Origin of the sequence: Algoriphagus sp. 4150, from assembly GCF_031457395.1 — a bacterium.
GTDB lineage: Bacteria > Bacteroidota > Bacteroidia > Cytophagales > Cyclobacteriaceae > Algoriphagus.
The window spans coordinates 87,541-109,975 of record NZ_JAVDWS010000018.1 but is presented as its reverse complement, the minus strand read 5'-3'; the positions used below and the strand labels follow the sequence as shown (position 1 = coordinate 109,975).

18 protein-coding genes are annotated in these 22,435 nt (G+C 42.2%); 10 read left to right on the top strand and 8 right to left on the bottom strand.

Annotation, left to right across the window (positions count from 1 at the left end; all coding sequences use genetic code 11):
• The first annotated feature begins 84 nt into the window (after positions 1 to 84).
• Positions 85 to 441: a heavy metal-associated domain-containing protein gene (locus tag J2X69_RS19465; RefSeq protein WP_310107119.1), complete on the top strand. Its 357-nt coding sequence runs from the start codon at positions 85 to 87 to the stop codon at positions 439 to 441.
• A gap of 356 nt (positions 442 to 797) precedes the next feature.
• Here the strand turns inward: J2X69_RS19465 and J2X69_RS19460 are convergent, their stop codons facing one another.
• Entirely contained in the window at positions 798 to 1,547 is a 750-nt protein-coding gene (locus J2X69_RS19460; protein WP_310107117.1) for a DeoR/GlpR family DNA-binding transcription regulator, read from the bottom strand.
• Between the two features lie 186 nt (positions 1,548 to 1,733).
• Here J2X69_RS19460 and J2X69_RS19455 point away from each other — a divergent pair, with 186 nt between their 5' ends.
• The 5 genes from J2X69_RS19455 (at position 1,734) to J2X69_RS19435 (ending at position 7,537) form a co-directional block, all read left to right on the top strand.
• On the top strand, positions 1,734 to 2,414 hold the full coding sequence (locus J2X69_RS19455; protein ID WP_310107115.1) for a peptidoglycan recognition family protein: 681 nt from the start codon (positions 1,734 to 1,736) through the stop codon (positions 2,412 to 2,414).
• A gap of 108 nt (positions 2,415 to 2,522) precedes the next feature.
• Positions 2,523 to 4,154 (top strand): family 10 glycosylhydrolase, encoded by a 1,632-nt coding sequence (locus tag J2X69_RS19450; RefSeq protein ID WP_310107112.1) that lies wholly within the window; start codon positions 2,523 to 2,525, stop codon positions 4,152 to 4,154.
• A 10-nt stretch (positions 4,155 to 4,164) separates the two neighbouring features.
• A complete protein-coding gene (locus tag J2X69_RS19445) occupies positions 4,165 to 4,641 on the top strand; it encodes a GNAT family N-acetyltransferase (RefSeq protein WP_310107109.1) in 477 nt (158 codons plus the stop codon).
• Positions 4,641 to 5,906: an MFS transporter gene (locus tag J2X69_RS19440; protein ID WP_310107107.1), complete on the top strand. Its 1,266-nt coding sequence runs from the start codon at positions 4,641 to 4,643 to the stop codon at positions 5,904 to 5,906. The genes J2X69_RS19445 and J2X69_RS19440 overlap by 1 nt, the downstream gene beginning before the upstream one ends.
• Positions 5,907 to 6,013: 107 nt before the next feature.
• The gene (locus J2X69_RS19435; RefSeq protein WP_310107105.1) at positions 6,014 to 7,537 is read left to right on the top strand and encodes a glycoside hydrolase family 3 N-terminal domain-containing protein; all 1,524 of its coding nucleotides are present in this window, start codon (positions 6,014 to 6,016) and stop codon (positions 7,535 to 7,537) included.
• Positions 7,538 to 7,755: 218 nt separating this feature from the next.
• Here the strand turns inward: J2X69_RS19435 and J2X69_RS19430 are convergent, their stop codons facing one another.
• The 4 genes from J2X69_RS19430 to J2X69_RS19415 all read right to left on the bottom strand — a co-directional run bounded on the left by J2X69_RS19430 (position 7,756) and on the right by J2X69_RS19415 (position 11,943).
• On the bottom strand, positions 7,756 to 8,346 hold the full coding sequence (locus J2X69_RS19430) for a DUF4142 domain-containing protein (protein ID WP_310107103.1): 591 nt from the start codon (positions 8,344 to 8,346) through the stop codon (positions 7,756 to 7,758).
• 389 nt (positions 8,347 to 8,735) lie between these two features.
• Positions 8,736 to 9,794: an aldose epimerase family protein gene (locus J2X69_RS19425; RefSeq protein ID WP_310107099.1), complete on the bottom strand. Its 1,059-nt coding sequence runs from the start codon at positions 9,792 to 9,794 to the stop codon at positions 8,736 to 8,738.
• A 170-nt stretch (positions 9,795 to 9,964) separates the two neighbouring features.
• Entirely contained in the window at positions 9,965 to 11,335 is a 1,371-nt protein-coding gene (locus tag J2X69_RS19420; protein WP_310107096.1) for an amidohydrolase family protein, read from the bottom strand.
• A 122-nt stretch (positions 11,336 to 11,457) separates the two neighbouring features.
• Positions 11,458 to 11,943 (bottom strand): gluconokinase, encoded by a 486-nt coding sequence (locus tag J2X69_RS19415; RefSeq protein ID WP_310107094.1) that lies wholly within the window; start codon positions 11,941 to 11,943, stop codon positions 11,458 to 11,460.
• Positions 11,944 to 12,305: 362 nt separating this feature from the next.
• Between J2X69_RS19415 and J2X69_RS19410 the strand changes: the two genes are divergently transcribed.
• Positions 12,306 to 14,633, top strand: coding sequence for a glucosamine-6-phosphate isomerase (locus J2X69_RS19410; protein WP_310107092.1), 2,328 nt, complete (start codon positions 12,306 to 12,308; stop codon positions 14,631 to 14,633).
• Between the two features lie 86 nt (positions 14,634 to 14,719).
• Positions 14,720 to 15,586 carry an ROK family protein gene (locus J2X69_RS19405; protein ID WP_310107090.1) on the top strand — a complete coding sequence of 289 codons (867 nt, stop codon included), beginning with the start codon at positions 14,720 to 14,722 and terminating at the stop codon, positions 15,584 to 15,586.
• Positions 15,587 to 15,673: 87 nt separating this feature from the next.
• On the opposite strand, the gene J2X69_RS19400 is transcribed toward J2X69_RS19405, so the two are convergent.
• Positions 15,674 to 16,324: a bifunctional 4-hydroxy-2-oxoglutarate aldolase/2-dehydro-3-deoxy-phosphogluconate aldolase gene (locus tag J2X69_RS19400; RefSeq protein WP_310107087.1), complete on the bottom strand. Its 651-nt coding sequence runs from the start codon at positions 16,322 to 16,324 to the stop codon at positions 15,674 to 15,676.
• 652 nt (positions 16,325 to 16,976) lie between these two features.
• Here J2X69_RS19400 and J2X69_RS19395 point away from each other — a divergent pair.
• Complete coding sequence (locus J2X69_RS19395; RefSeq protein WP_310107085.1) at positions 16,977 to 17,852, top strand: UDP-2,3-diacylglucosamine diphosphatase; 876 nt, start codon at positions 16,977 to 16,979, stop codon at positions 17,850 to 17,852.
• Between the two features lie 107 nt (positions 17,853 to 17,959).
• Positions 17,960 to 19,075, top strand: coding sequence for a glycosyltransferase family protein (locus tag J2X69_RS19390; RefSeq protein WP_310107083.1), 1,116 nt, complete (start codon positions 17,960 to 17,962; stop codon positions 19,073 to 19,075).
• Between the two features lie 15 nt (positions 19,076 to 19,090).
• Here the strand turns inward: J2X69_RS19390 and J2X69_RS19385 are convergent, their stop codons facing one another.
• Together J2X69_RS19385 and J2X69_RS19380 are read right to left on the bottom strand one after the other, a co-directional pair.
• Positions 19,091 to 21,688 (bottom strand): M56 family metallopeptidase, encoded by a 2,598-nt coding sequence (locus tag J2X69_RS19385; protein ID WP_310107081.1) that lies wholly within the window; start codon positions 21,686 to 21,688, stop codon positions 19,091 to 19,093.
• A complete protein-coding gene (locus J2X69_RS19380) occupies positions 21,685 to 22,053 on the bottom strand; it encodes a BlaI/MecI/CopY family transcriptional regulator (protein ID WP_310107079.1) in 369 nt (122 codons plus the stop codon). The genes J2X69_RS19385 and J2X69_RS19380 overlap by 4 nt, the downstream gene beginning before the upstream one ends.
• Positions 22,054 to 22,435: the final 382 nt, after the last annotated feature.

Below are 22,435 nucleotides of genomic sequence, written 5' to 3'. Positions count from 1 at the left end.
ATGAATATGAAAATTTAACTTCTTAGCGTTTTCTTACCCTTACCTAAAAATATAAAAATGAAGTGACAGAAAAATTATAAACATATGAAAAAGCTAATATTAACCTTAATTATTGCAGTGTTTGCATTTGCGGTGCAGGCACAGGTAAAAACGATCGGCATCCAAACATCAGCAATCTGCGAGATGTGCAAGGCTACTTTGGAAAAGGATCTCACCTTCGAAAAAGGCGTGAAATCTGTAAATCTGGACTTGGAAACCAAAGTATTAAACATTGCCTATCTGGACTCCAAGACCAATCCGGACAAACTCCGAAAACGTGTAACTATGGTGGGCTATCATGCAGATTCACTGAAACGTGATCCGAAAGCCTATGAGAAACTTGATGAATGCTGTAAAGACGGTGCGCACGATAACGACCTTCACAAAAAAAAGGATAATTAATCACAGGAAGCTTCTCAGAAATGGGAAGCTTTTTTTACTCTTGGAATCCATTGCTTTGTCCGTCATTGCGAGGAAAAAACAATGACCGAAGGGAATTGCTTTTGACGCGGCAATCCTTTCTGATTCTGGATTTCCGAAGTACGATTTACGGCATTATTGAATCTAGGTACGTTGATCTGATCCTTCAGTATTCTTTAAATAACTAGGTGAGTCAACTTCTTAGAATAAATCTTCACTTTCCGTTGATCCCGTAAATCGCCATTCGTATTTCGTAAATACAATGAGATTGCTCATTTCTACGAGATCGCTTCTCCGCCTCAGGCGGATCGCGATGACGGATAACCCAAATCTTAAAATCAGACCAGAACCAACTCAAAAGGTCTAAACGCATCCAAAAGCGGATCCGACGGATCCAGCTCGGTAACCAAGGTATGAACGGACGTCATATCACAGGTTTTATATTTTTGGACGGAATGAAGTTTGTCCGAAACAGTCAGAATTATAGTTTTCTTGGCAGCTCGGATCATCGCCTGCTTCACCTGGATCACTTCCCAGTCAAATTCTGTCAAACCAAACTGCGCATCCAAATAACCTGTTCCCAGTATGCATAAATCCACCCGAAGCTGGGAAAGCGCATTTACCACCGTTCCTCCCACTGCGAATTTGGCCTCATGCAGCAGTTTGCCTCCCAGAAAAATCACCTCAACATTTTCATGCTCAAGCAAGGCCATCGCCACATGCAAACTTGGTGTGAAGACAGTCAAAACCAATTTCTTTGGGATGAGATTGGCAACTTCCATATTCGTAGTACCTCCGCTCATTAAGATCACCTGCCCATCAGAAAGTAGAGAAACAGTCTTTTCGGCAATGGAAATTTTCTTTGACTTCAGGTAGATATTCCCATCGTCTTTGGTGAAAGTCATAAATCCAAAGGACGTCGCTCCACCATGCACCTTCTTAAGCTTTTTTTCTTTGTCCAACTCCTTTACATCCCGTCTCACGGTATCGATTGACACATTCAAAGAATCTGACAAATCATTAAGCAAAACCCGGTGATGCAGGTGTACCTGATCCAAAATATACTTCTGTCTTTCTTCTTTCAGCATGGGATAAAATTGTTGGATTCGGGAAGCTAACAATAACAGCAAAAACTTGCAAAAACAATCATCAAATGAAACTACCTGCAAAGAATTGCCCGGTCACCTTGTCTATCCTGCATTTTTCTGGCTAGTTTAGCTGTGGAAAGCAATTCTTACCCCATTGAATTTGACGTTAAAGTAGACTGAAAAACCATGAAGTCCAATTCCCTGTATCCTATATTTCTATTAGGAATCTGTTGCATTTCACTTATTCAAAGCTCCTGCAGCCCAAAATCTACTTTTAGGATAATAGACAAGCCCATCATTTGGAATCAGGAAAGAGAAGAACTATCTCTCAAATACCTCAAAGAACGTCATGGGCTGGAACAGAAAACTGCATCTATTGACCCCAAAATGGTAGTGGTCCACTGGACTGCAATTGACAATATAGAAGTGACCTTTGATGTTTTCAATCCGGCTACTTTGAATGGAAGGGCAGATTTGACCGGTGCCGGCAACCTAAATGTGTCCAGCCAGTTTTTAATTGATCGGGACGGCACGATTTTTAGACTATTGCCGGACACTACATTTGCCAGACATACGATTGGCTTGAATTATCTGGCAATTGGTATCGAAAATATCGGCAGCGATAAGATGCCTTTGACAAAAGAACAATTAAAGGCAAACGAAAAGCTGATCAGATATCTGGAAAGGAAATATGCAATAGACTATGTCATCGGCCATCATGAATACCAAAACTTCCAGTCAACAAACCTGTGGAAAGAAATCGATCCTGACTATCGCACTATTAAAACCGACCCCGGAGATGCCTTTATGAAGAAACTCCGAAAAAATCTGGCAGATTTAGATTTGAAACCCATACCAACGCTCTGATTACCCATTTATGAAATCGAGCATGATCCGTACCTACGGGAACACACAATGGAACGATTATAATGCATGCGAGATTCCATATGGCCTTTAAGAAAAATTTATAAACATATGAAATCCCTTTCTAGGTATCTATTTATTATTTTGGCCATCGGCCTACTGTTTTCTGCCTGTAAATCCCAAAAAAACACAACGCCCGGAAAGCGGCCTTCCGGCACCGTCAACACGACCACCAATCCAAATCCCGGAGCCAATCTTCCTGTAAAAAACTTGCCGATGGCTCCTGTGGCTTTACAGCCATTAACTTTTCAAATGCCGGAAATGCCAAGGGAATTCCGTGGGGTATGGATAGCTACGGTAGCAAACATCGATTGGCCTATTTCTCCGGATGACACGTACGAAAAGCAAAAGCGCGATTTTCTTAATCTGTTGGACTATTACAAAAACCTCAATTTCAATGCGGTAATCGTTCAGGTAAGAACTGCCGGAGATGCTTTCTATCCAAGCAACCTCGCCCCCTGGTCCAAGTACCTGACAGGAAAGCAGGGTAAAGCTCCAAATACAAACGAGAATCCCCTTACTTGGATGATCAGGGAATCCCATGCCCGTGGTATGGAATTTCATGCCTGGCTGAACCCATATCGTGCCACCATGAATCTAAACACCTCCGACCTCAGTCCCAATCATGATTATAACCTGCATAGGGACTGGATGCTGAAATACGACACAAAATATTATTACAATCCGGGGTTACCCGAAGTAAAAGCCCATTTACTGGCTGTGATCAAGGAAATCGTGGACAATTACGACATTGACGCTGTCCACTTTGACGATTATTTCTATCCTTATAAAGTCGCAAAATTAGACTTCCCCGATAAAAGCACCTATGATAGGTACAAGAAGCCCGGTCAATCCCAAGACGACTGGAGAAGGGAGAATGTAAACCAATTGATTCTGGAGCTTAACCGGACGATCAAGCAAAGTAAACCTTGGGTACAGTTTGGGATATCACCCTTTGGTGTATGGAGAAATCAGGACAAAGATCCAAAAGGATCCCCTACCCGGGCAGGACAAACGAACTATGACGATCTCTATGCGGATGTTTTGCTTTGGATGAAAAATGGCTGGGTGGATTACATGATCCCCCAACTCTATTGGAGTATGGATCATAGACTTGCATCGCATCGAATACTGAATGACTGGTGGGCAAAAAACCACTTCAACACGAACATCTACATCGGAAATGGTCCCTATAAAATCCGTGATGACTCTGACGCTGCCTGGAATAATCCAAGGGAAATCAATACACAGATTTCTTATACACGTACACTTCCTACAATTCAGGGAAATGCTTTTTTCTCTGCAAAGTCCATAAAAATCAAAAACCAGGATGTTGCTCAGTTACTCAAAAGCGAATTGTATAATGAGCCTACTTTACCTCCGTCATTTCAGCCTAAAAGCCCTTCTATCATAGATACGCCTGTAGTATTCAGCGTGGAAGCCAATTCGGAATTGACCTCTATACGGATGGCAAATCCACTTGACCCGGCCATTCGCTACGCACTTATACAGGGGGCAAATGAGTTGAATCACTTGTCCACAGCTGAAATACACCCGGTATGGGTAGGTGGAATGAGAGCCAGAACCTTGGAAGTAAAGAGTCTTAACACTAAATACCTTGCCATACGCTGGATTGATCATTACGGCAGAATCGTACAAACGCAAGTTTACCAAATCCCATAAACCTAAAACTATGAAAGACATGCTTGTGCGATTGATCGGTTTGCCGGATGTTTCTCAAGAAGAAGCACGCCTGTTGAAAAAGGAAAAAATCTCATTCCGAAGAGCAATCGCACCGGAAAAGCACCTTATAAGCAAGTGGGTTTTGGAGCATTTTGGTGAGTATTGGCAGTCAGAATTGGAAGTAGGTTTCAGCAGACAGCCGGTAGCTTGCTGGCTCGCACAACGGGGAAACGACATTCTGGGGTTTGCATGCTACGAAAGTACCGCCCGAAATTTCTTTGGTCCCACAGGCACACTGGAATCCGAACGGGGAAAAGGAATAGGTAAAATACTTCTGGTCAAATCTCTGGAATCCATGCGGGAAATGGGTTATGCATACGCCATTATCGGCGGAGTTGGCCCTGCCAAATTCTACGAAAAAGCAGTAAACGCAAAAATCATCGACGGATCTGAAGTAAGTGTCTACGAAAATCTGATCAGGAAGTGATGGGCAACTCTTCCAATAGAAATCCTTGGATCTGGATTCCCTCGTTGTATTTGACCGAGGGAATTCCATACATAGTCATCATTACCGTGTCGGTGATTATGTACAAAAAGCTGGGTGTTTCCAATTCCGATATTGGCTTATATACAAGCTTGTTATACCTCCCCTGGGTGATCAAGCCCATTTGGAGCCCAGTTGTAGATCTTTTTGGAACAAAGAGAAAATGGTTTCTGACAATGCAATTAATACTCTCCCTGGTTTTTCTGGGAGTCGGACTGACCACTGCCGGTAGCAGCTTTTTCTTTATGACTCTGGCATTTTTCTGGATGGGAGCTTTTGCCTCTGCCACCAATGATATTGCATCAGACGGCATGTATCTTATCGCTTTGAAACCCGAGCAGCAATCCTTTTTTGTGGGATTGCGAGGCACCTTCTACAGAATAGGAATGATCACCGGCCAGGGTTTGATCGTGATGATCGCAGGTTATCTGGAAACAACTCTGGGTGACAACAGCAAAGCCTGGTCATACACCATGATTGCCGTGGCGCTCTTGATGCTGATTCTGACTGCCGTCAATTATTTGTCTACACCAAATGTAGAAGAAGAAGCAACTGATCGCACTGCCCGGGAAGCGAGCTTCGGGAAAGTTTTCATTAACTTCTTCACCAAGAAAAACATTGGAATTTCACTGGCTTTCGTATTGCTCTATCGGTTGGGAGAATCCCAGTTGGTGAAGATGGCCTCTCCTTTTTTATTGGAAGGAAGACAAACTGGCGGATTGGGATTAAGTACCTCTCAGGTAGGATTTCTCTATGGCACTATTGGGGTAATTGCATTACTCTTGGGTGGGATCTTGGGCGGAATAGCCATCTCCCGTCATGGACTGGGCAAGTGGATGATCCCGATGGCACTTTCGCTGAACCTCCCTAATTTGCTTTACATAGGTCTAGCTCACTTCCAACCCGAGAATCTCTTCTTTGCCGGTACAGTGGTAGTCGTCGAGCAATTCGGCTATGGATTCGGCTTCGCTGCATACATGATCTTCTTGATTTACTTGGCAGAAGGTCTGTTCAAAACTTCACACTACGCCTTGGCAACAGGTTTTATGGCCATGGGTATGATGCTTCCCGGAATGCTATCCGGCTATATTCAAGAGTGGCTGGGCTACACAGGTTTTTTTATCTGGGTGGGTGTAGCAATGATTCCGGCGCTGGCTATTGCCGCAAGTGTGAGGTACCCTAGGGAATTTGGGAAGAAAACGGATTGAATTACGATTTGGAAGTTACGATTTACGACCTTTTTCGAACCTCCGCATTTCGGTTTACAAAATAACTTTCAATTAATTTCACAATATTCCAATCTTTCAATTTTCCAATGAATTCAAAACTCTCCAAAGATCAAAAAATAGCCCAATGCTTCTCTCCCGCAGCATTTATACATGATTCGGAGGAAAATTACCTTGCCGTAGAACAGTTAATCCGTGAGCAGGAAATCGGCGGATTGACATTTTTTCATAGTCGCCATTCTGCTGCTGCCAACTTCGAAAAACGTGCCGAAGTACTGGATGTAAGCGGAACCTTAGAGAAAATGATCGGGCTTATCTGTCGCTATCAGGCTATTTCAAAAATCCCACTGCTGATCAGCATTGACGGAGAATATGGCTTGGCAATGCGGGTAGAAAAGACACCCCAGTATCCTTTTGCTATCACGCTTGGAGCGCTCAAGGAAAACGCACCGGTATTGATCGAAGAGGTGGGCTATAGAATGGGACTGGACATGAAGATGGCCGGAATTCATCTAAACCTGGCCCCATGCTCAGATATAAATACCAACCCAAACAATCCCGTGATCGGCTACAGATCCTTTGGAACAGATCCACAAAAAGTAGCCGAGAATTCCATGGCAATGTATCATGGCATGACAAAAGCAGGAATCGGAGCATGTCTCAAGCATTTCCCCGGGCATGGCGATACCCAAACGGATTCTCACTTGGGACTCCCGGTTATCCAAAAGACCAAAGAAGAACTGAGAAAAGAGGAACTTTTTCCATTTCAATATGGAATAGATCAGGGTGTGGAAATGATTATGGTAGGACATCTGGCAGCTCCGGCATTATCGGGAGGAAGGGAAATAGCTGCCAGCATCAGTCGGGAGATTATTACGGATTTGCTAAAAACTGAAATGGGATTCGGTGGAATCGTCATCTCAGATGCGCTTAATATGAAAGCAGTGGCAGATTTATTCCCGGAACCCGGTCAATTGGAATGGGAGGCCTTTCATGCGGGAAATGATATTTTATGCTTTTCGGATCATGTAAAAGAAGGCGTGGATAAAATTGCCGAAAATGCCTCAGAAGAAGAAATAGAAGCTGCGTTTGAGAAAGTTTGGGCCTTAAAAGAAAAGCTGGGCGTATTTGATTTTAAAGAACCGGATGTTCCTGAGTTTGATTGGAAAAGTCACTCCGAACTTCAATCTCAACTTGCCGAAGAATACGTTTCTATGGTCTCTGGGAAGATAGATGGTGGAGAATTGCGAAAATTGGCAGCAGAAGGAAGACTGGCTCATCGCACGTTCTTCCATCGTGAGCCAAACTCATTTGCCCATAAATTGGAAGTGCTTTTCTCTCAAAACTTGGAAAAAGTAGAAATCAATAAAGCCGAAAAAGTAATCATTTCAGTCTTTGTCCCATCCCATAAACCGCTGAACCGGTTTGGAATGGACATAGCGGTATTGGAAGAAATCAGGAGCCTAGCTCAAGCCAAATCATGCATACTAGTTCATTTCGGCAATCCTTTGGCACTGAGGCATCTTGGAAAATTGGAAGATTTTGAAGCGGTGATCTGTGGATATCAGAGATTTGAAGAAAGTCAAACGGCAGCCGCAAAGCTATTCGCCTAATAAAAAATTACAGCTTCCGGAAAAGCTCTTTAGCAAAAAGAACTTAGGCTGGGATAGGCTAGTGAAGATTTCAGGTTTACTGCGTTCGCTGTGATAACCTTTATGCGTGTTCGTAATGGTTAAAAGAAAAAAACCGGCATCCTGTCGGAATACCGGCTCTAAAGAAATCATCACGCATTTGCGGCTGGATTAATCAGCCACAAGTACATTCTGACTTCCTACAGATCTTCTATATCCACCTCGGATTTCACCAAGACAGCTTCTGCTTTATGGTCTTTTACTTGACCCAACGTTTTATCAGCGAAACCTTTGATAGTAAAGTTTTCACCATTGTCAATTTCATTTTCAAACATTGACATAGAATCATCTAGCAGATCAATTTGCGAACGGATAAAAGCCTTGTCAAAGTCTACCCCGCTGAGCGTCGCAAGTTCATCATATTCAGCTGTCATTTCATCAGACATTCCATCGGAAATATCTACGTCCTTGCCATCTACTATCCCTTCAAGCTCCACTTTACTGGAAGTCTTGTCTTCTATAAGCATAGTCGCATACCCCAAAACAGAATCATCCTCACCCTTATCCAAGGCAAGTTGTCCTAAGCTAATTTGAGCGTTAATAAATTCGGAAGAAGCCATTGCGAAATTTCTATCTTGCTGGCTGATAGTATCCACGATAGGGTCATCGTCATCATCCTCGCAGGAGGTCATCCCTACCAAACACAGTGATGACAGCAGCACAGCTCCGGTAATCCTTGCCTTTTTACCAAAGGTGCTTGCTGCGGGTTGATTTAAATTACTTGTTTTCATAAGAGATTAGTTGGTTTAGTGTTCTCCCATTAGTCTTACAAGTACCATTCCCATAGCCTTTACAGCGATTGAGAGCTATTCCTGCAAATTCTCCTGCGTAATGCTTACTCAGTCTGTTGAAAGTTTTGCGCCTTTAGATAGAAATCCCCTCCTATTTCTCTATAATTTCCCGGATCTCAAATGGAATGTAGTCGGGCCTTTCCTCCTAATCACCACTTTCAGCAAAAGCTTGTTATTCGACAAGACCATCTGAATCATACCGGAAGGAACTGACTGCTCACCCAAAAGCCGAACTTCATCTTTAAAAAATATTATTCGATAAAACTCAGGAGCACTGAATCGATGTGGTTTTGCTTCATTCATTTTACAACCACAACTAATCCAGACGTTTATTTCTCTATCCCAAATTCATAGACAATCTCATGCACATACTGCTCTCCCGGAGCCAAACTAGCTGAGGGAAAGTTCAACTTGTTTGGACTATCGGGCCAAGCCTCAGGTTCAAGACAAAGTGCCCAGTGAGGTTGGTAAATTTTGCCATCAGCCCCGGCAAAGTCTCTCACATGGTTAGCCGTGTATAGCTGCACACCAGGCGCTGTGGAGTAAACTGCCATCGTACGCCCACTTTTAGGATGCTTGACCACAGCTATTTTCTTTAGCTCCGTCGAATTTTCTCTTTTGGTGACATAATTATGATCAAAACCCTCACCCAATGCATCCATCTGAGCACCTAATTTCTTTGGTGTTGTAAAATCAAAAGGAGTTCCCGACACCTCTAGCAATTCACCCGTGGGGATCTGTCCTGGTCCGGTAGGTGTAATCGCTTCGGCAAAAATCTGTAGCTCATGACTACGCACGTCCTCCTTGATTCCGCTTAGATTGAAATAAGAATGGTTGGTAAGGTTTACTACTGTTTTCTTATCGGTAGTAGATTCAAAGCGGAGTTTCAGTTTATTGTCGCTTGTCAATTCCATCCAAAGTGTTGTCATAAGATTCCCCGGAAAACCTTCTTCTCCATCCACACTTAGATAGGTCATTTTCACTCCGACAGCATTATCACTCTTATACACTTCAGGAGTCCATACTTTCACTCCAAATCCTTTTGATCCTCCATGGAGGGTATTTTCTCCATTGTTTTTGGTAAGGTGAAAAGATTCCCCATCAAGCTCAAACGAACCCGTCCCAATTCTATTTGCATATCTACCCACAGCAGCACCAAGATAAGGTCCATTCTTAGTGAAGTAATCCGGAATTTCTTCCAGTGCCAGCACTACATTGTCGTGCTTTCCGTCTTTGTCGGGAGTTATTATTCTAGCTATTATTCCCCCATAATTTGTCAATTCCACCTGCATCACACCGTTGTCGAGAACGTATTGAAAGACATCTTCACCTTCCCAGGTCGCTACTTTTTCAGCTTTGACAGTAAGGTCTGCTTTTTCTTCGATCATGGTAGACTTGGTTTGAGAGAGACAGACAGTGCCTGAAAAAAACAATGCCAATACTATTAGTTTGCGATATAGGTTCATGGGGGTGAAATCAAAAATTAGAATGAAAATTAAGCTCGGTAATCAGGAAATCTCCTGAATGCGATTAAAATCAATGCTAGAAACGGACGATTTTATTCCTTTGTATGATTTGAAGCGATTCTCCTCAGCTGTTCTTCAAGCTCATCACTGTCATAGATCTTTCCCTTCATCACGACCATAAGCGGGCTTTGAAGAGTGGTCAGGTCTTCCAAGGGATTATTGGATACTAACACAAAATCAGCTGCAGCACCCTCTTTGATCATTCCCCATTCTCCATCTTGCCCGAAATAGGCGGCAGGATTTACAGAACCCGATTTCAAAATCTCGTAGTTGGTCATGCCGGCTTTGGACATCAATTCTATCTCATGATGAATGGAGAATCCGGGTACATTGAATACCTGGGGAGAATCCGAAGACATCAACACAGGTACTCCTGCCCGGTGTAAGGTCATCAATAGCATATTCCGGAATTCCAGATACGGCTGCACATGCTCTTTTGTCAATACACCTGATTTTTCATAAGGAGTTTTGGCATCTATCCACCCCTGTACTTGATCGGCAGACATGTATTTCATCTCTGGGATCCCCCTATACTCTTCTGCCGGCTTCGCTCCAAAATAGCGGTCAAAAAGCGTCAAAGTCGGAGCAATCCAAGCCTTTGTCTCAAGTGTCAAGTCTACTAACTCCGGAAGCTTGCTTAGATCGGCTTCATTCACCAGTAACATGCTGAATGGCCCTGCAATTTTCGGATCCATGACTCTGGAGTAATCCGGTATCAATGCCTCAATGTACCCATCCATATGCTCTATGGATTTATACCCGTTTTTCAAACTTGCTTCCAACCCAACGTCCAAAGAGATGTGCCCTCCGAAAGGAATATTCAACTCGTTGGCGGTTTTGGAAATTGCCAAAAACTCATCCATCAATAATCCGGGATGCAACTTTAGATGATCATAGCCGGCATCCTTTTGAGCTTTGACCATCTGTACTGCCTGATCCGGAGAAGTCACCGTAGCCCCTCTAAATGAGGGACCGGAAAGAAAAAGCCTAGGACCGGCTACTTCCCCTGAGTCCACCTTATCTCTAAGAGTCAAATGCGACTGATCTCCAATCATTCCCCTCACGCGCAAAACTCCATTTGCCAAATACAACCACATGGTTTCTTCCTGAAGCTGCGTATCCCCCTGCTCAGTCACAGGAATATGGGAATGAAACTCGGCCAGACCGGGGTACACAAAAGCCCCGTTACCGTCGATTTCTTGAAAAGTATCACGATCAAATGGCTCATGCACAGGGAGGATTTTGAGAATTTCTCCATCTTCGACGAAAATAGCCCGGTCCTCAAGCACCTGTTCATTCTCCATGGTGACTATATTCACATTGGAAATCACATAGGCTTGAGAAAATCCTGAGAGTGTTGATAACGGAATAAGCAAGAAAAGGGCAAATAGTGATTTGGTCATGGCTGCTGAGTATAAGGATGTTTCAATTTCGTGCATTAAGTAATTCAAAGCAACCCATACAAAAAATAGATGCCGGGAAGTATCCCGGCAATTGGAATAGAAGTGTCAATTCCCCATACTCACTAACCCTTATAGCCCAAATAGCTCAGAGCTTCTGCCAACATTTCATCCGGAGCTTGAAAAATACTCAGTTTCAATCCATACTCAGGTTCCTCCCATGTTGCAAATTGCGAATCCAGCATTGCTGCTTTCATGTAATGATTCTTACGGGCAAGCATTCGACTCCAGATCACATCGCGGTCTCCTTTCAAGTGAATCCAATGCACGTTTTCTCCCACGTTCAATAACTGCCGATAGCTTTCTTTCAAAGCAGAACATGCCAATACAGCCCCCTTGGATTTCCCTGATTGGACTAGAAGATCTGCCAAGGACTGAAGCCACGGCATTCTATCCTCATCATTTAAGGGTTGTCCCTGACTCATCTTGGCGATGTTTTCTTTCGGGTGAAAATTATCCGCATCAAAAAAGGGTAAGGCCAACGTTTCGGCCAAACTAGAACCGATGGTGGTTTTCCCTGTTCCCGAAACTCCAGTAACTATTATTAGCATAACGAAAGTTAAGAAAAAAAATAATTTGGGCTTCCACCAATTCCTGTGGAAGAGCAATTCCCGAACGTAAATTTTCTATTCCATTGGGGCTTGTCCTAAAGTTAGAATCCCTGTAAAAACCACTCTGCTCAATTTTTAATATTAAACTTTTATAAAATTTTTATTAAAGTTCGTTTTATTAAAAAACATTTTTTAGATTTGTTTAAGTAAATTACCAGAGTAAAAAAAGTTAATGATAAGAAGTTCTATCGGTGGAGCCATTTAGGCAATACCGATCAGAGGTAATCATATCAAATTGATTATTAACCACTTAAAAATAGCTTGATAAAAGTATTCCCTAAAAACAAACCTTTCCAAACAGTATGCTAAGTAAGTATCCGCTTTCAGAAGTTGAAAAAAGTTTTCTTCAGGAATCTGGTGTAGAAAAGATCAGCACCCTTATTCCTTACCTTCAAGTTGACAATTTTCCTAAACTTGGCTTGCTCACTGCCTGCCGTTTTTTGGAATGGGCAGCAGCTAACCCTGAGGGTGTCATCAGTTTACCTACAGGCAAAACGCCTGAATTTTTCATCAAATGGACGCAGTTCCTACTTGAAAACTGGGACAATAAAAAAGGGAAAGATGTACGGGAAAAATATGGCTTGGGAGCTACCAAAAAGCCTATTCTGAAAGATCTGACATTTGTACAGATCGATGAATTCTATCCGATTTCTTCCAAGCAAAACAACAGCTTCTACGACTACGTCAACAAGTTCTACATCCAAGGTTTCGGGCTTTCTAAAGAAAAAGCCATTCTGATCAATTCAGACGAGATTCCTTTGGCTAACGGGCTTCATTTCAGTGCTATTTTCCCTGACCTCAAAGTAGACCTATCGCTCAGATTCCGTGACCCTCAGAATGAAATGGAAAAACTGCAGCAGCAGTCGATCTACATGATTGACCAATGGTGTGGAGAATATGAGCAAAAAATCAGAGATGCAGGCGGAATCGGTTTCTTTCTGGGTGGAATTGGACCTGATGGGCACATTGCATTTAACACCCGTGGCTCACACTTATTCTCGGTTACCCGATTGACCGAAACCAATTTTGAAACTCAAGCAGTGGCAGCTGGAGATCTTGGCGGAATTGAAATTTCGTCCAATCGACTGGTAATTACCATTGGACTGGATACAATTGTATACAATCCGGATGCGGTGGCAATTATCATTGCGGCGGGAGAAGCAAAAGCAGGCATCGTAAAAGATTCTCTTGAAACTCCCCTTAACAACGTATATCCTGCTACCGTACTTCAGAAGCTGAAAAACGGCAGATTCTATGTCACAAAAGGTGCAGGCGTAAAACTTACAGACTCTGTAGATGCCTATTACCAAAAAGGGGAATGGACTTGGGAAAAAACAGAAAGATCTGTAATCGACCTTTGTAAAAAACTGGGAAAATACGGACACAGAATCAAACTTTCTGACTTAAAAGCAGACAAATACACCAAGTTGATCCCGGACCTGTCGGAAGACACCGTGAATCAGGTGATGAAGAGTATAGAAGAAAAGCTGACTAAAGGCTTGGAACAAGAGCGTAATGAAGTTCTTCTTCATACAGGACCACACCATGATGATATCTCTTTGGGTATTTTGCCCCATATCACCAATCAGCTTCATGAGCCTACCAACACAGCGCACTTCTCTGTCTTGACTTCAGGCTTTACGGCAGTCACAAATACCTTTGTGATCGACACGCTACAGCAAACCAAGAAGCTGTTGGACAACGGGCAGATTCAAATGGTTCATTTCGAAGATTTCTTTGAAATAGGCTATAGTCTGAAAACCGACAAGGATGTCTATCATTACCTGACCAATGTAGCCTCCGAAGATGCAGATCAGCGGGTAAGGGGTCTTTGCCACCGGGTAGTGAGAGCACTGGTGATCATATATGAAATCAAAGACAAAACCCAACTCAGAGAAACGATCAATGACGTCATCAGCATTCTAAAGAATAGCTATGATGGAGAGAAAAACTCCTCCAAAGTTCAGAAACTTAAGGGCATGATCCGTGAGTTTGAGGAAGAGTTGGTATGGGCACACTTCGGAGTACAGGTGAAGAATGTCCACCACTTGAGACTTGGGTTCTATACAGGGGATATTTTCACAGAGCAACCTGACAAAGATCGTGACGTAGAACCGATCGTGGAAATGTTTAGAAAAGTTAACCCTACAAAGATTAGTTTAACACTCGATCCCGAAGGATCTGGACCGGATACTCATTACAAAGTTCTTCAGGCTACTGCAGCTGCTGTCAAGAAGTGGGGAGAAGAAAAAGACATCAGCGAACTTAGAATTATCGGGTACAGAAATGTCTGGTTCAAGTTTGAGCCACATGAGGCCAATGTAATAGTTCCTGTTTCACTAGGCGATATGTCAGTAATGGAAGATTCCTTTGCCAACTGCTATATGAGCCAGGTGAATGCTTCATTCCCAAGCTATTCCCACAACGGTAAATTCAGTACCGTTGCCAAGAGAATTTGGGTGGATCAATTGGATGCTATTCAACTTCTATTGGGTAAGAATTACTTTTACCAGCATGATCGCGCCAAAGTTAGATCAAGCCATGGCCTGATCTTCTTCCGGGATATGAACGTGGAAGAATTCCTGGCAACCGCAAGGGAACTGGAGAAGTCCATTGAAGGAATGCTTTAAAAAAAGAATAAGCTCGGCTGTGACTGATGGGTAGATCTATCAGTCACAGCTTTTGTATTAAACCTATAACTTATTAATTGTAGCGAATGGAAAAAGCCATTTTGGGATTAGACATCGGAGGCACCGGGATTAAAGGTGGTGTGCTAATTAATGGACATCTGGAGGACATCCGATCCATTGCTACACCTGCAAAAGAAAGTAAAGCGTTCATTTTAGAAACCATAGCGGAGTTCATTGAAACCTATTTGACATACGATTTAGTGGGAATCGGCGTAGGAATCCCCGGTTTGGTGGACGTACGGGAAGGCATCGTTTTAGGACTTTCAAATATCCCCGCTTTTCAGCATGTGGAGCTTAAGAAATTTCTTGTTGAGCGCTTTTCGAAGCCTGTCTTCATCAATAACGACGCGAATTGTTTTGCATCAGGCGTTCATAAATTCGGAGTGGGCCGAAAATTCAATCACTTGGTTGGATTAACTCTGGGTACAGGAATCGGAGGAGGTATCGTCATCAATGGACACCTCTATAGCGGTGTAAACTCTGCTGCAGGAGAATGGTGTGGTGCTACCTATCTGGATCATGATTTTGAGCATTATTGCAGTGGCAAGTTTTTTGAAAAATACTATCAAAGCAAGCCGAAAACGCTGGCAAAACTGGCACTTGCAGGGGATCCTACCGCTTTAAGAGCATTTGATGAATTCGGACACCACTTGGGTGAACTTATTAAGCATATCTTGTATGCCCTAGCTCCGGAAGCGGTAATCTTGGGCGGATCAATACGAAAAACATACCCTCTTTTCAAAGAATCACTTTATAAGTCACTTTCCACTTTCAATTACCCCACTGTCATTGAGAGATTTGAAATTTTGCTTTCAGAAATGGATGAAACGGCAATTCACGGAGCGGTGGCCTTGGTAGAGTTAGAAAATGAAAATGAGGTAGTCAATAATTAGAATAAATTGGTTTGTAGTTTGTCTAAGGTGGCTTTTTGAAAAAGCCACTTTTTTTTTGCCCTCAGAACCCAAAGGCGATGTGCCGGATCAAGGATTTAAAAAACCTGCTATCTCGGCCCTAATAGTGACAAAGTGCTTTTTCAAGCCAATAAAATCCCCCTCTCCTACCATTTTTTTATCAATTAGCGAGCTGCCCATTCCTACTCCAAATGCACCTGCCTCAAAGAATGATCTGATATTAAACTTAGAAACTCCACCGGTGGGAAGTAATTTGATTTGATCTAATGGGCCTAATATATCCTTGATAAACTCAACTCCCAATTGAGTGGCCGGAAACACCTTGACCGCTGAGGCTCCCAGCGACCATGCTTTATATATTTCCGTGGGAGAATATGCTCCGGGGAAGATTGGAATATTTTCATCCACAGCATGTTCGATCACCAGCTCATCAATAATGGGAGTGACAATAAACTCCGCTCCTGCATCAAGTGCTTCCCGAAGATCCTCCAAGTTACATACTGTGCCAGCTCCTACATTCAGAGATGGAAATTCTTTTTTCACAGTAGAAATTATCGACGCAGCAGCTTCGGTGTTCATCGTGATTTCAAGAGTGGTTAACCCTGCCTCTTCGTATGCCTGAGCTATTCTCAAAATGCTATCTAATGATTGCCCACGAATGATCCCCACAATAGGTGCTTTTTTGTACCGTGTCCAAAAAACTGAATTAGAATTTTCCATGTGATTTTAGTTGCCTGTTCCCGACCCAAATTACTGCTTGATTTTACAAGATAAAAACTACCTCCTGAACTTCAAGCAATTTTATAAGATGCCGTATTCCCCATCCCTTTTAGCTCAAAAGCCGGGTTCTCAGCTGCAGTATAAAGTGATAGAACAGCCTTTTTTCATGTGATTATAAATTAAGTTTTTTCTTTTAGAGAAATAGTCGAGTGAGTTTAAATGGGTTATTAAATAACCTTCTGTATGATCCCGTAGGTACGGGATCAAGCCTGCCTGCGGTAGGCAGGCCTGCCTGGCCACAGGCAAACTCGATTTCTTTGTTCTTTTGGCTTGGCCCAAAAGAACCAAAAGGCCAAGACGCCAGCAATCTTCCGCCCTCAGACCAGCCGCACCCTCGTGCTGCGTCACCCCAACGCGCCCTAACAACAAGCAAATCTGCTGATGCGGTGTATGCTTGGATATAATCATCCCCCTATTTCTTCCCCCAGGTACGGGGTCATGCCTGTCTGACCGGTAGGCAGGCTCGATTTCACTCCCTCTTAACATTGGGATTACATTAGAACTCAAAACTTAAGTATTCTTACTATTTTATTAATAATGCACTGATAATGAGTTCAAATGGAGATTTTAACTTTCCATCAAAACCAGTATTGTGAAAACCCAATTCAAAACGATAGTAGTATCCGATGTACATTTGGGTACAAAAGGCTCCAAAGCCAAAGAGATCGCACGGTTTCTTAAGCAGTATAACTGTGAGAATCTAATTCTCAACGGCGATATCATCGACGGCTGGCAACTCAAAAAATCAGGTTCCTGGAAAAGAAAGCATACCCGCTTCTTCAACAGAATCCTGAAGATGATTGAGAATCACAGTACCAAGGTGTATTATTTACGCGGAAACCACGATGATTTTCTGGATCAGATTCTCCCTTTTCAAATGGGAAATCTCTCGATCCAAAAAGACATGATCTATGAAAGCCATGGTAAAAAGTACTTTATCACGCACGGGGACGTATTTGACAGTATTACGACCAATCTTCGCTGGATAGCCTATCTGGGAGACATTGGTTATACTTTCTTGCTTTGGCTGAATAGCGTGGTCAACCATTATCGAATTAAACGCGGACTCCCCTATTTTTCACTTTCCCAATATGTGAAAGGAAAGGTTAAATCAGCCGTCTCCTACATAGACCAGTACGAGGAAGAACTGGCAAAAATGGCTAAAGTCAAAGGCTGTGACGGAATCATCTGCGGACACATTCACAAGCCTGAAAATAGGACAATAGACGGTATCCATTACTTGAACTCAGGTGACTGGGTGGAGACGATGAGTGCTCTGGCAGAAGATTATGAAGGGAATTGGCAGCTGATCTACTATAATGAAATCAATTTCAAAGAAGTTCATGACGACAGTCTACAGCAATTTTTCATCGGCAAACAGGAAACTACAATGGTGCCTATGAGGGAAGTTTCCTTCACCAAACCAACCGATGATCTGGAACCGCCCGCAATCACTTCCATCCAATGAAATCGAGCCTACCGGCTAGGCAGACATGACACAACCTGCACGAGAAGGGATGATTATCTGCTATGCGAGACAGGCTATCTGACCATTAAAAATCAAATTATAAACAGATGAAATTCATCTTTATCGTACAGGGAGAGGGACGTGGGCATATGACTCAGGCCATCGCATTCTCCCATATGCTAAGAAAACAAGGTCATGACTTAGTAGGAGTTATTTTGGGAAAAAGCAAACGCAGGACTATTCCAGAATTTTTCTCCAAGGAAATATCAGCACCAATCCATTTAGTGGACAGCCCGAATTTCGCCTGCGATAAGGATGATAAAAAAATCTTAATAGGGAAAACCATCCGAAGTAATCTGGCAAAGTCAGGTACTTTTTGGCAAAGCCTTCAAAAAATAGACAAAATAGTCACGGCTGAATCTCCTGATATCATTTTGAATTTCTATGACTTACTGGGAGGTATTTACAATACCTTTTTTCGTCCCCGTGCCGCTTATTGGGTTATCGGCCATCAGTATTTGATCTATCATCCTGATTTCAAATTTGCTCCTGCAAAAGGGTTAAATAAGTTCTTTTTCAAACTCAATACCCGAATAACCGCTTTGGGGGCAACTGAAAAGCTTGCACTTTCATTCTATGAATTGGAATCCACGGACGAAATCACCGTAGTACCTCCACTACTGAGAGAGGAAGTAAAAAAATTGAATTCAACCTCAGGCGACTTTTTCCTTACCTACATAGTCAATAGTGGCTACAGCCTAGAAGTTCTTTCGTACGCGAAAGCAAATCCCCATCTGAAAATACGGGCATATTGGGATAAAAAAGGTGCTGCAGAGACTGAATACCCTTTACCTAATCTGAGTTTCCATCGAGTTCATGACAAGAACTTCCTTCGGGATATGGCAGCCTGCAGGGGATTGGTGAGCACGGCAGGATTCGAATCAATTTGCGAAGCCATGTATCTAGGCAAACCCGTGATGGTGGTTCCGGTTGCAGGTCAATATGAGCAAGCTTGCAATGCATTGGATACAGTACATTCCGGAGCCGGTATTGCCTCAGACAATTTTGATTTTACCAAACTGGAGAAGGTAATACAGGCAAAATTACCGGCTAAGAATTCTTTACACGATTGGGTAAATACCTGGCCCAAGACATTCCAACAAATTCTCCCCGAAACAGGAATGACTGAACCGGGATTACTTCTAAATCAGTCGTTTTTTTGATTTAGGGAACTCTTCCTAGCAGCCAGCCAAAGCGCGCTGCTCAGGGCTGAGCTCATCAGTAGCCTTGAATACCATTAAGCCATTCTCTTCAAGTCTGATATAAGGGAAATTCACCATTTTCACCTGTCTTCTCTGAGCAGGTTCCATGGCTAGAAATTTATCTTGCAGCTCATTATACATTTGATACATGATTTCCCTTTCTTCCAGAGATTTATTGTTATAATTTCTTCCTTCTTGTCGCATCAGTTCGTACTTCAGGAATATCTGATGATAAGCAGATACTATATCCTTTAGCGCAGGAGGTGGTGGTAATTGGTTTCGTTCTTCATCAGTCAAGTCATCTTTCAATTTATAGTAAACTTTCCCATTTGAAGCCAGTTTGATATAAGGATCATATGGATGGATCGGACGGTCTACCTTTGGCTTATCAGACAAGCGAATTCTGTAATATTCCTCTCCCAAATCAGAATATAATTTCATTAATATATTTTGATCAGCTTCATTTCTTTGCATAAAATGAGGCTTCTCATTTCTTTGTTTCTCATACTTATCATTCAATATTTTGTATTTTAAGATGATATATTCAGCAGAAACATTTGATTTTGCATCCAAATTATTGACAATGTCAGATCCAATCACACTTTGTTTATTGTTTTTCTGAGTTGGGGTCGAAGGTGGTGAAGAAAGCTGATTTCTTTCCTCCTCGTTCAGGTCTTTTTGCAACTTGTAATAGACTTCACTGCCCTTTTTTAATTTTACATAAGGAGCATGGGGAGCAGTGGGACGGAATACCTTAGCCTTCAGTTCAGAATCAAATTGAAAATACATCCCAATCAAATGTGAGTACAAAGAATGCATTTCATATTTTTCTTCCCGTTGTTTATCGATGAAATGAGGTTCTGCCGTCCTGATTTCTTCATATTTATTATATACATCAAGGTATTCACCTGTAGGATTAGGAGATTTAGAAAGATCAATCATATATACGGCCAAAGGACTAGCGCTAAAAATTACCGTTCCTTGTCTTGGCTTCCACATCTCAGCATCCGGTCCATAGAATTTATCATAAAATTTTTCTGTAAACAAAGACACTTGATATGGCTGAGGAAATCTTTCAGATTTTGCATTGTCATAAACCCTCGAAGTGACAAAATAGGCTATTTCATCTTTATTAATTTCATCCAATTTTCTAGTAGGAATTACTTCTCCATCCAGCCATAACCCAAAGGTCTTGCTATTTTTAAAAACCTGATAAACAGAATCGTCAGGCGATCTTTTTGATGGTGCTTTTTGGGGTAAGCTCAACATAGATTTCTGCTGATCACTAAGCTCTTCATAGCTCCTTACGCTATAGTACATTTGATCATTCTCTATCAGAAATTTGACATTTGCAAAATGTTTAGCTTTTCCTGTGTTCTGCGTTGTATTGTTTTCATTTGATTTTTGATCTTGGGAAACATAATGGACATTCCTAATATCCAGATCTCTCAATACAGTCTGAAAATCTTCCAAATCACCCATAGATATATCAGGATATGTAATCAAATTAATCTTCAAATCTGCTTTTACCGCTTTTCTCTCTTTTATCAGGTCTTCGATTCCTTCCAGATCATATTCCTTGTTCTCATATCCGATTGTTCCGGTTGGGTTTAGTTCAAAAGTAAAATCAAAGTCTATATTTTCTTCATTTGGAGCATTTACAAAAAACTCACTAGTTGATTTATCTACCTGGGCAGTAACCCTTTCACTGAAAAAATAAACCAGTGCACCTACCACAGGAATCAAAACCAAAATCTTGATCCAACTTTTCGGATTCACTGATTTTCTCTTCATCATTTCAAATCGTTTTTTGGTTAATGAAAAATTCAAACTGCTTACCAAGCCATACTTTTGTCCGAAAAGCATCATTGCCAAAAGCTGGCGCTCGTATTTTTCCAGCGAAGTAGTACGCAAAGCCACTTCATCTGCTATAAATTCATGATTGAGTTTGATGCTTGCCTTCGCCCAGTGGAGTCCGGGATGAAACCAAAGCGGTACAAGCAATGCTTCTATAAAAAGATTGTCCCAGCTGTGCTTCTCCTGCACATGGGTGCACTCATGTGCAAAGACGGCATCGGTAAATTTTCCTGCTTCCAGATCTGATTCCGCTACAAATATATAGTTGAGAAAAGAAAAAGGCAGCGATTCTTCCTTGAGCAAAACAAGGGTTTGACCACGGTAACTGATCTTGACATTCCGCTGAATCCTGTTGACCAGAATCTTGATGTTTCTTACAAATCGAATGAAAAATATAAGCGAAATAACACCATAGATGCCATAAATCAGATAATCCCAGTCAAACTTAGCTTCATCCACAGCATCGTAAACAGGCATTTCATTGATGTAATCTCCTTCTACGGTCTCATAGTAAACCTGCTCAGACATTACTTCCACAGGAGTTAGCGGCTCCGGGGCAACCTCAATCGTCACTAAAGGAACAAGAAAGGATGCCACCACAGAAAAAAGCAGGAAAAATCTATTGAATCTGTGCATTGCTTCTCGCTGCAAGAGCAACCGATGAGCAAGAAGCAGAATAAGCAAACAGGTTATGGATTTTAGAAGGTAAGCCATCATTTTTTCTGATTTAACTGGTCTTCAATTATACTTTTAAGAGCTAATAATTCCTCTTCTGAGAGTTCTGTTTTTTTAGTAAAGAAGGAGGCAAACTGCGCAGGTGAATCGTTAAAGAAGTTTTTGATCAAGCCTTTCAGGTGCTTGGAAAAATAATTTTCTTTAGAAACCAGCGGAAAATATTCCCGCAATTTCCCCGTAGCCTCGTAGCCCACAAAGTCCTTGTCCTGCATTCGTTTCAACAAGGTGGAGATTGTGGTCGATGCAGGCTTAGGATCTGGATAGGCATCCATCAGATCTTTCATAAAAGCCCGCTTCAGTCTCCACAAATGGTTCATCAGTTCTTCCTCTGCCCTAGATAGTTTCATTGCATTTACATTAAATTACATCTACAAATGTAGAACAATAAACCACATCTACAAGTGTAGATCAAAAAAATCTTAGAGTTTTATTTATTGAATGAATCCGGGTTATATGAAAAACAACCACGAATTTGTGCTTCTTCCCCACTGTCGCTGTCCGTATGATCACCATACTTAACATTTGGTTGCGAAACGCACAAAAAGTAAATGACAGAAATTGTTCTTAGAACTGTGATTGTAGTCACCTTGAGCGCATGACTGACAAGAGTCGGGAAGTACGAACGGTCCTCGTTCCTTCAGACTCCCGTCTTCCGGGTGCTCGGACTGACCCGTTCTACGTATCCTCTAATCAATCTTTCATCGATACCTGCTCAACTCCCTCTACCGT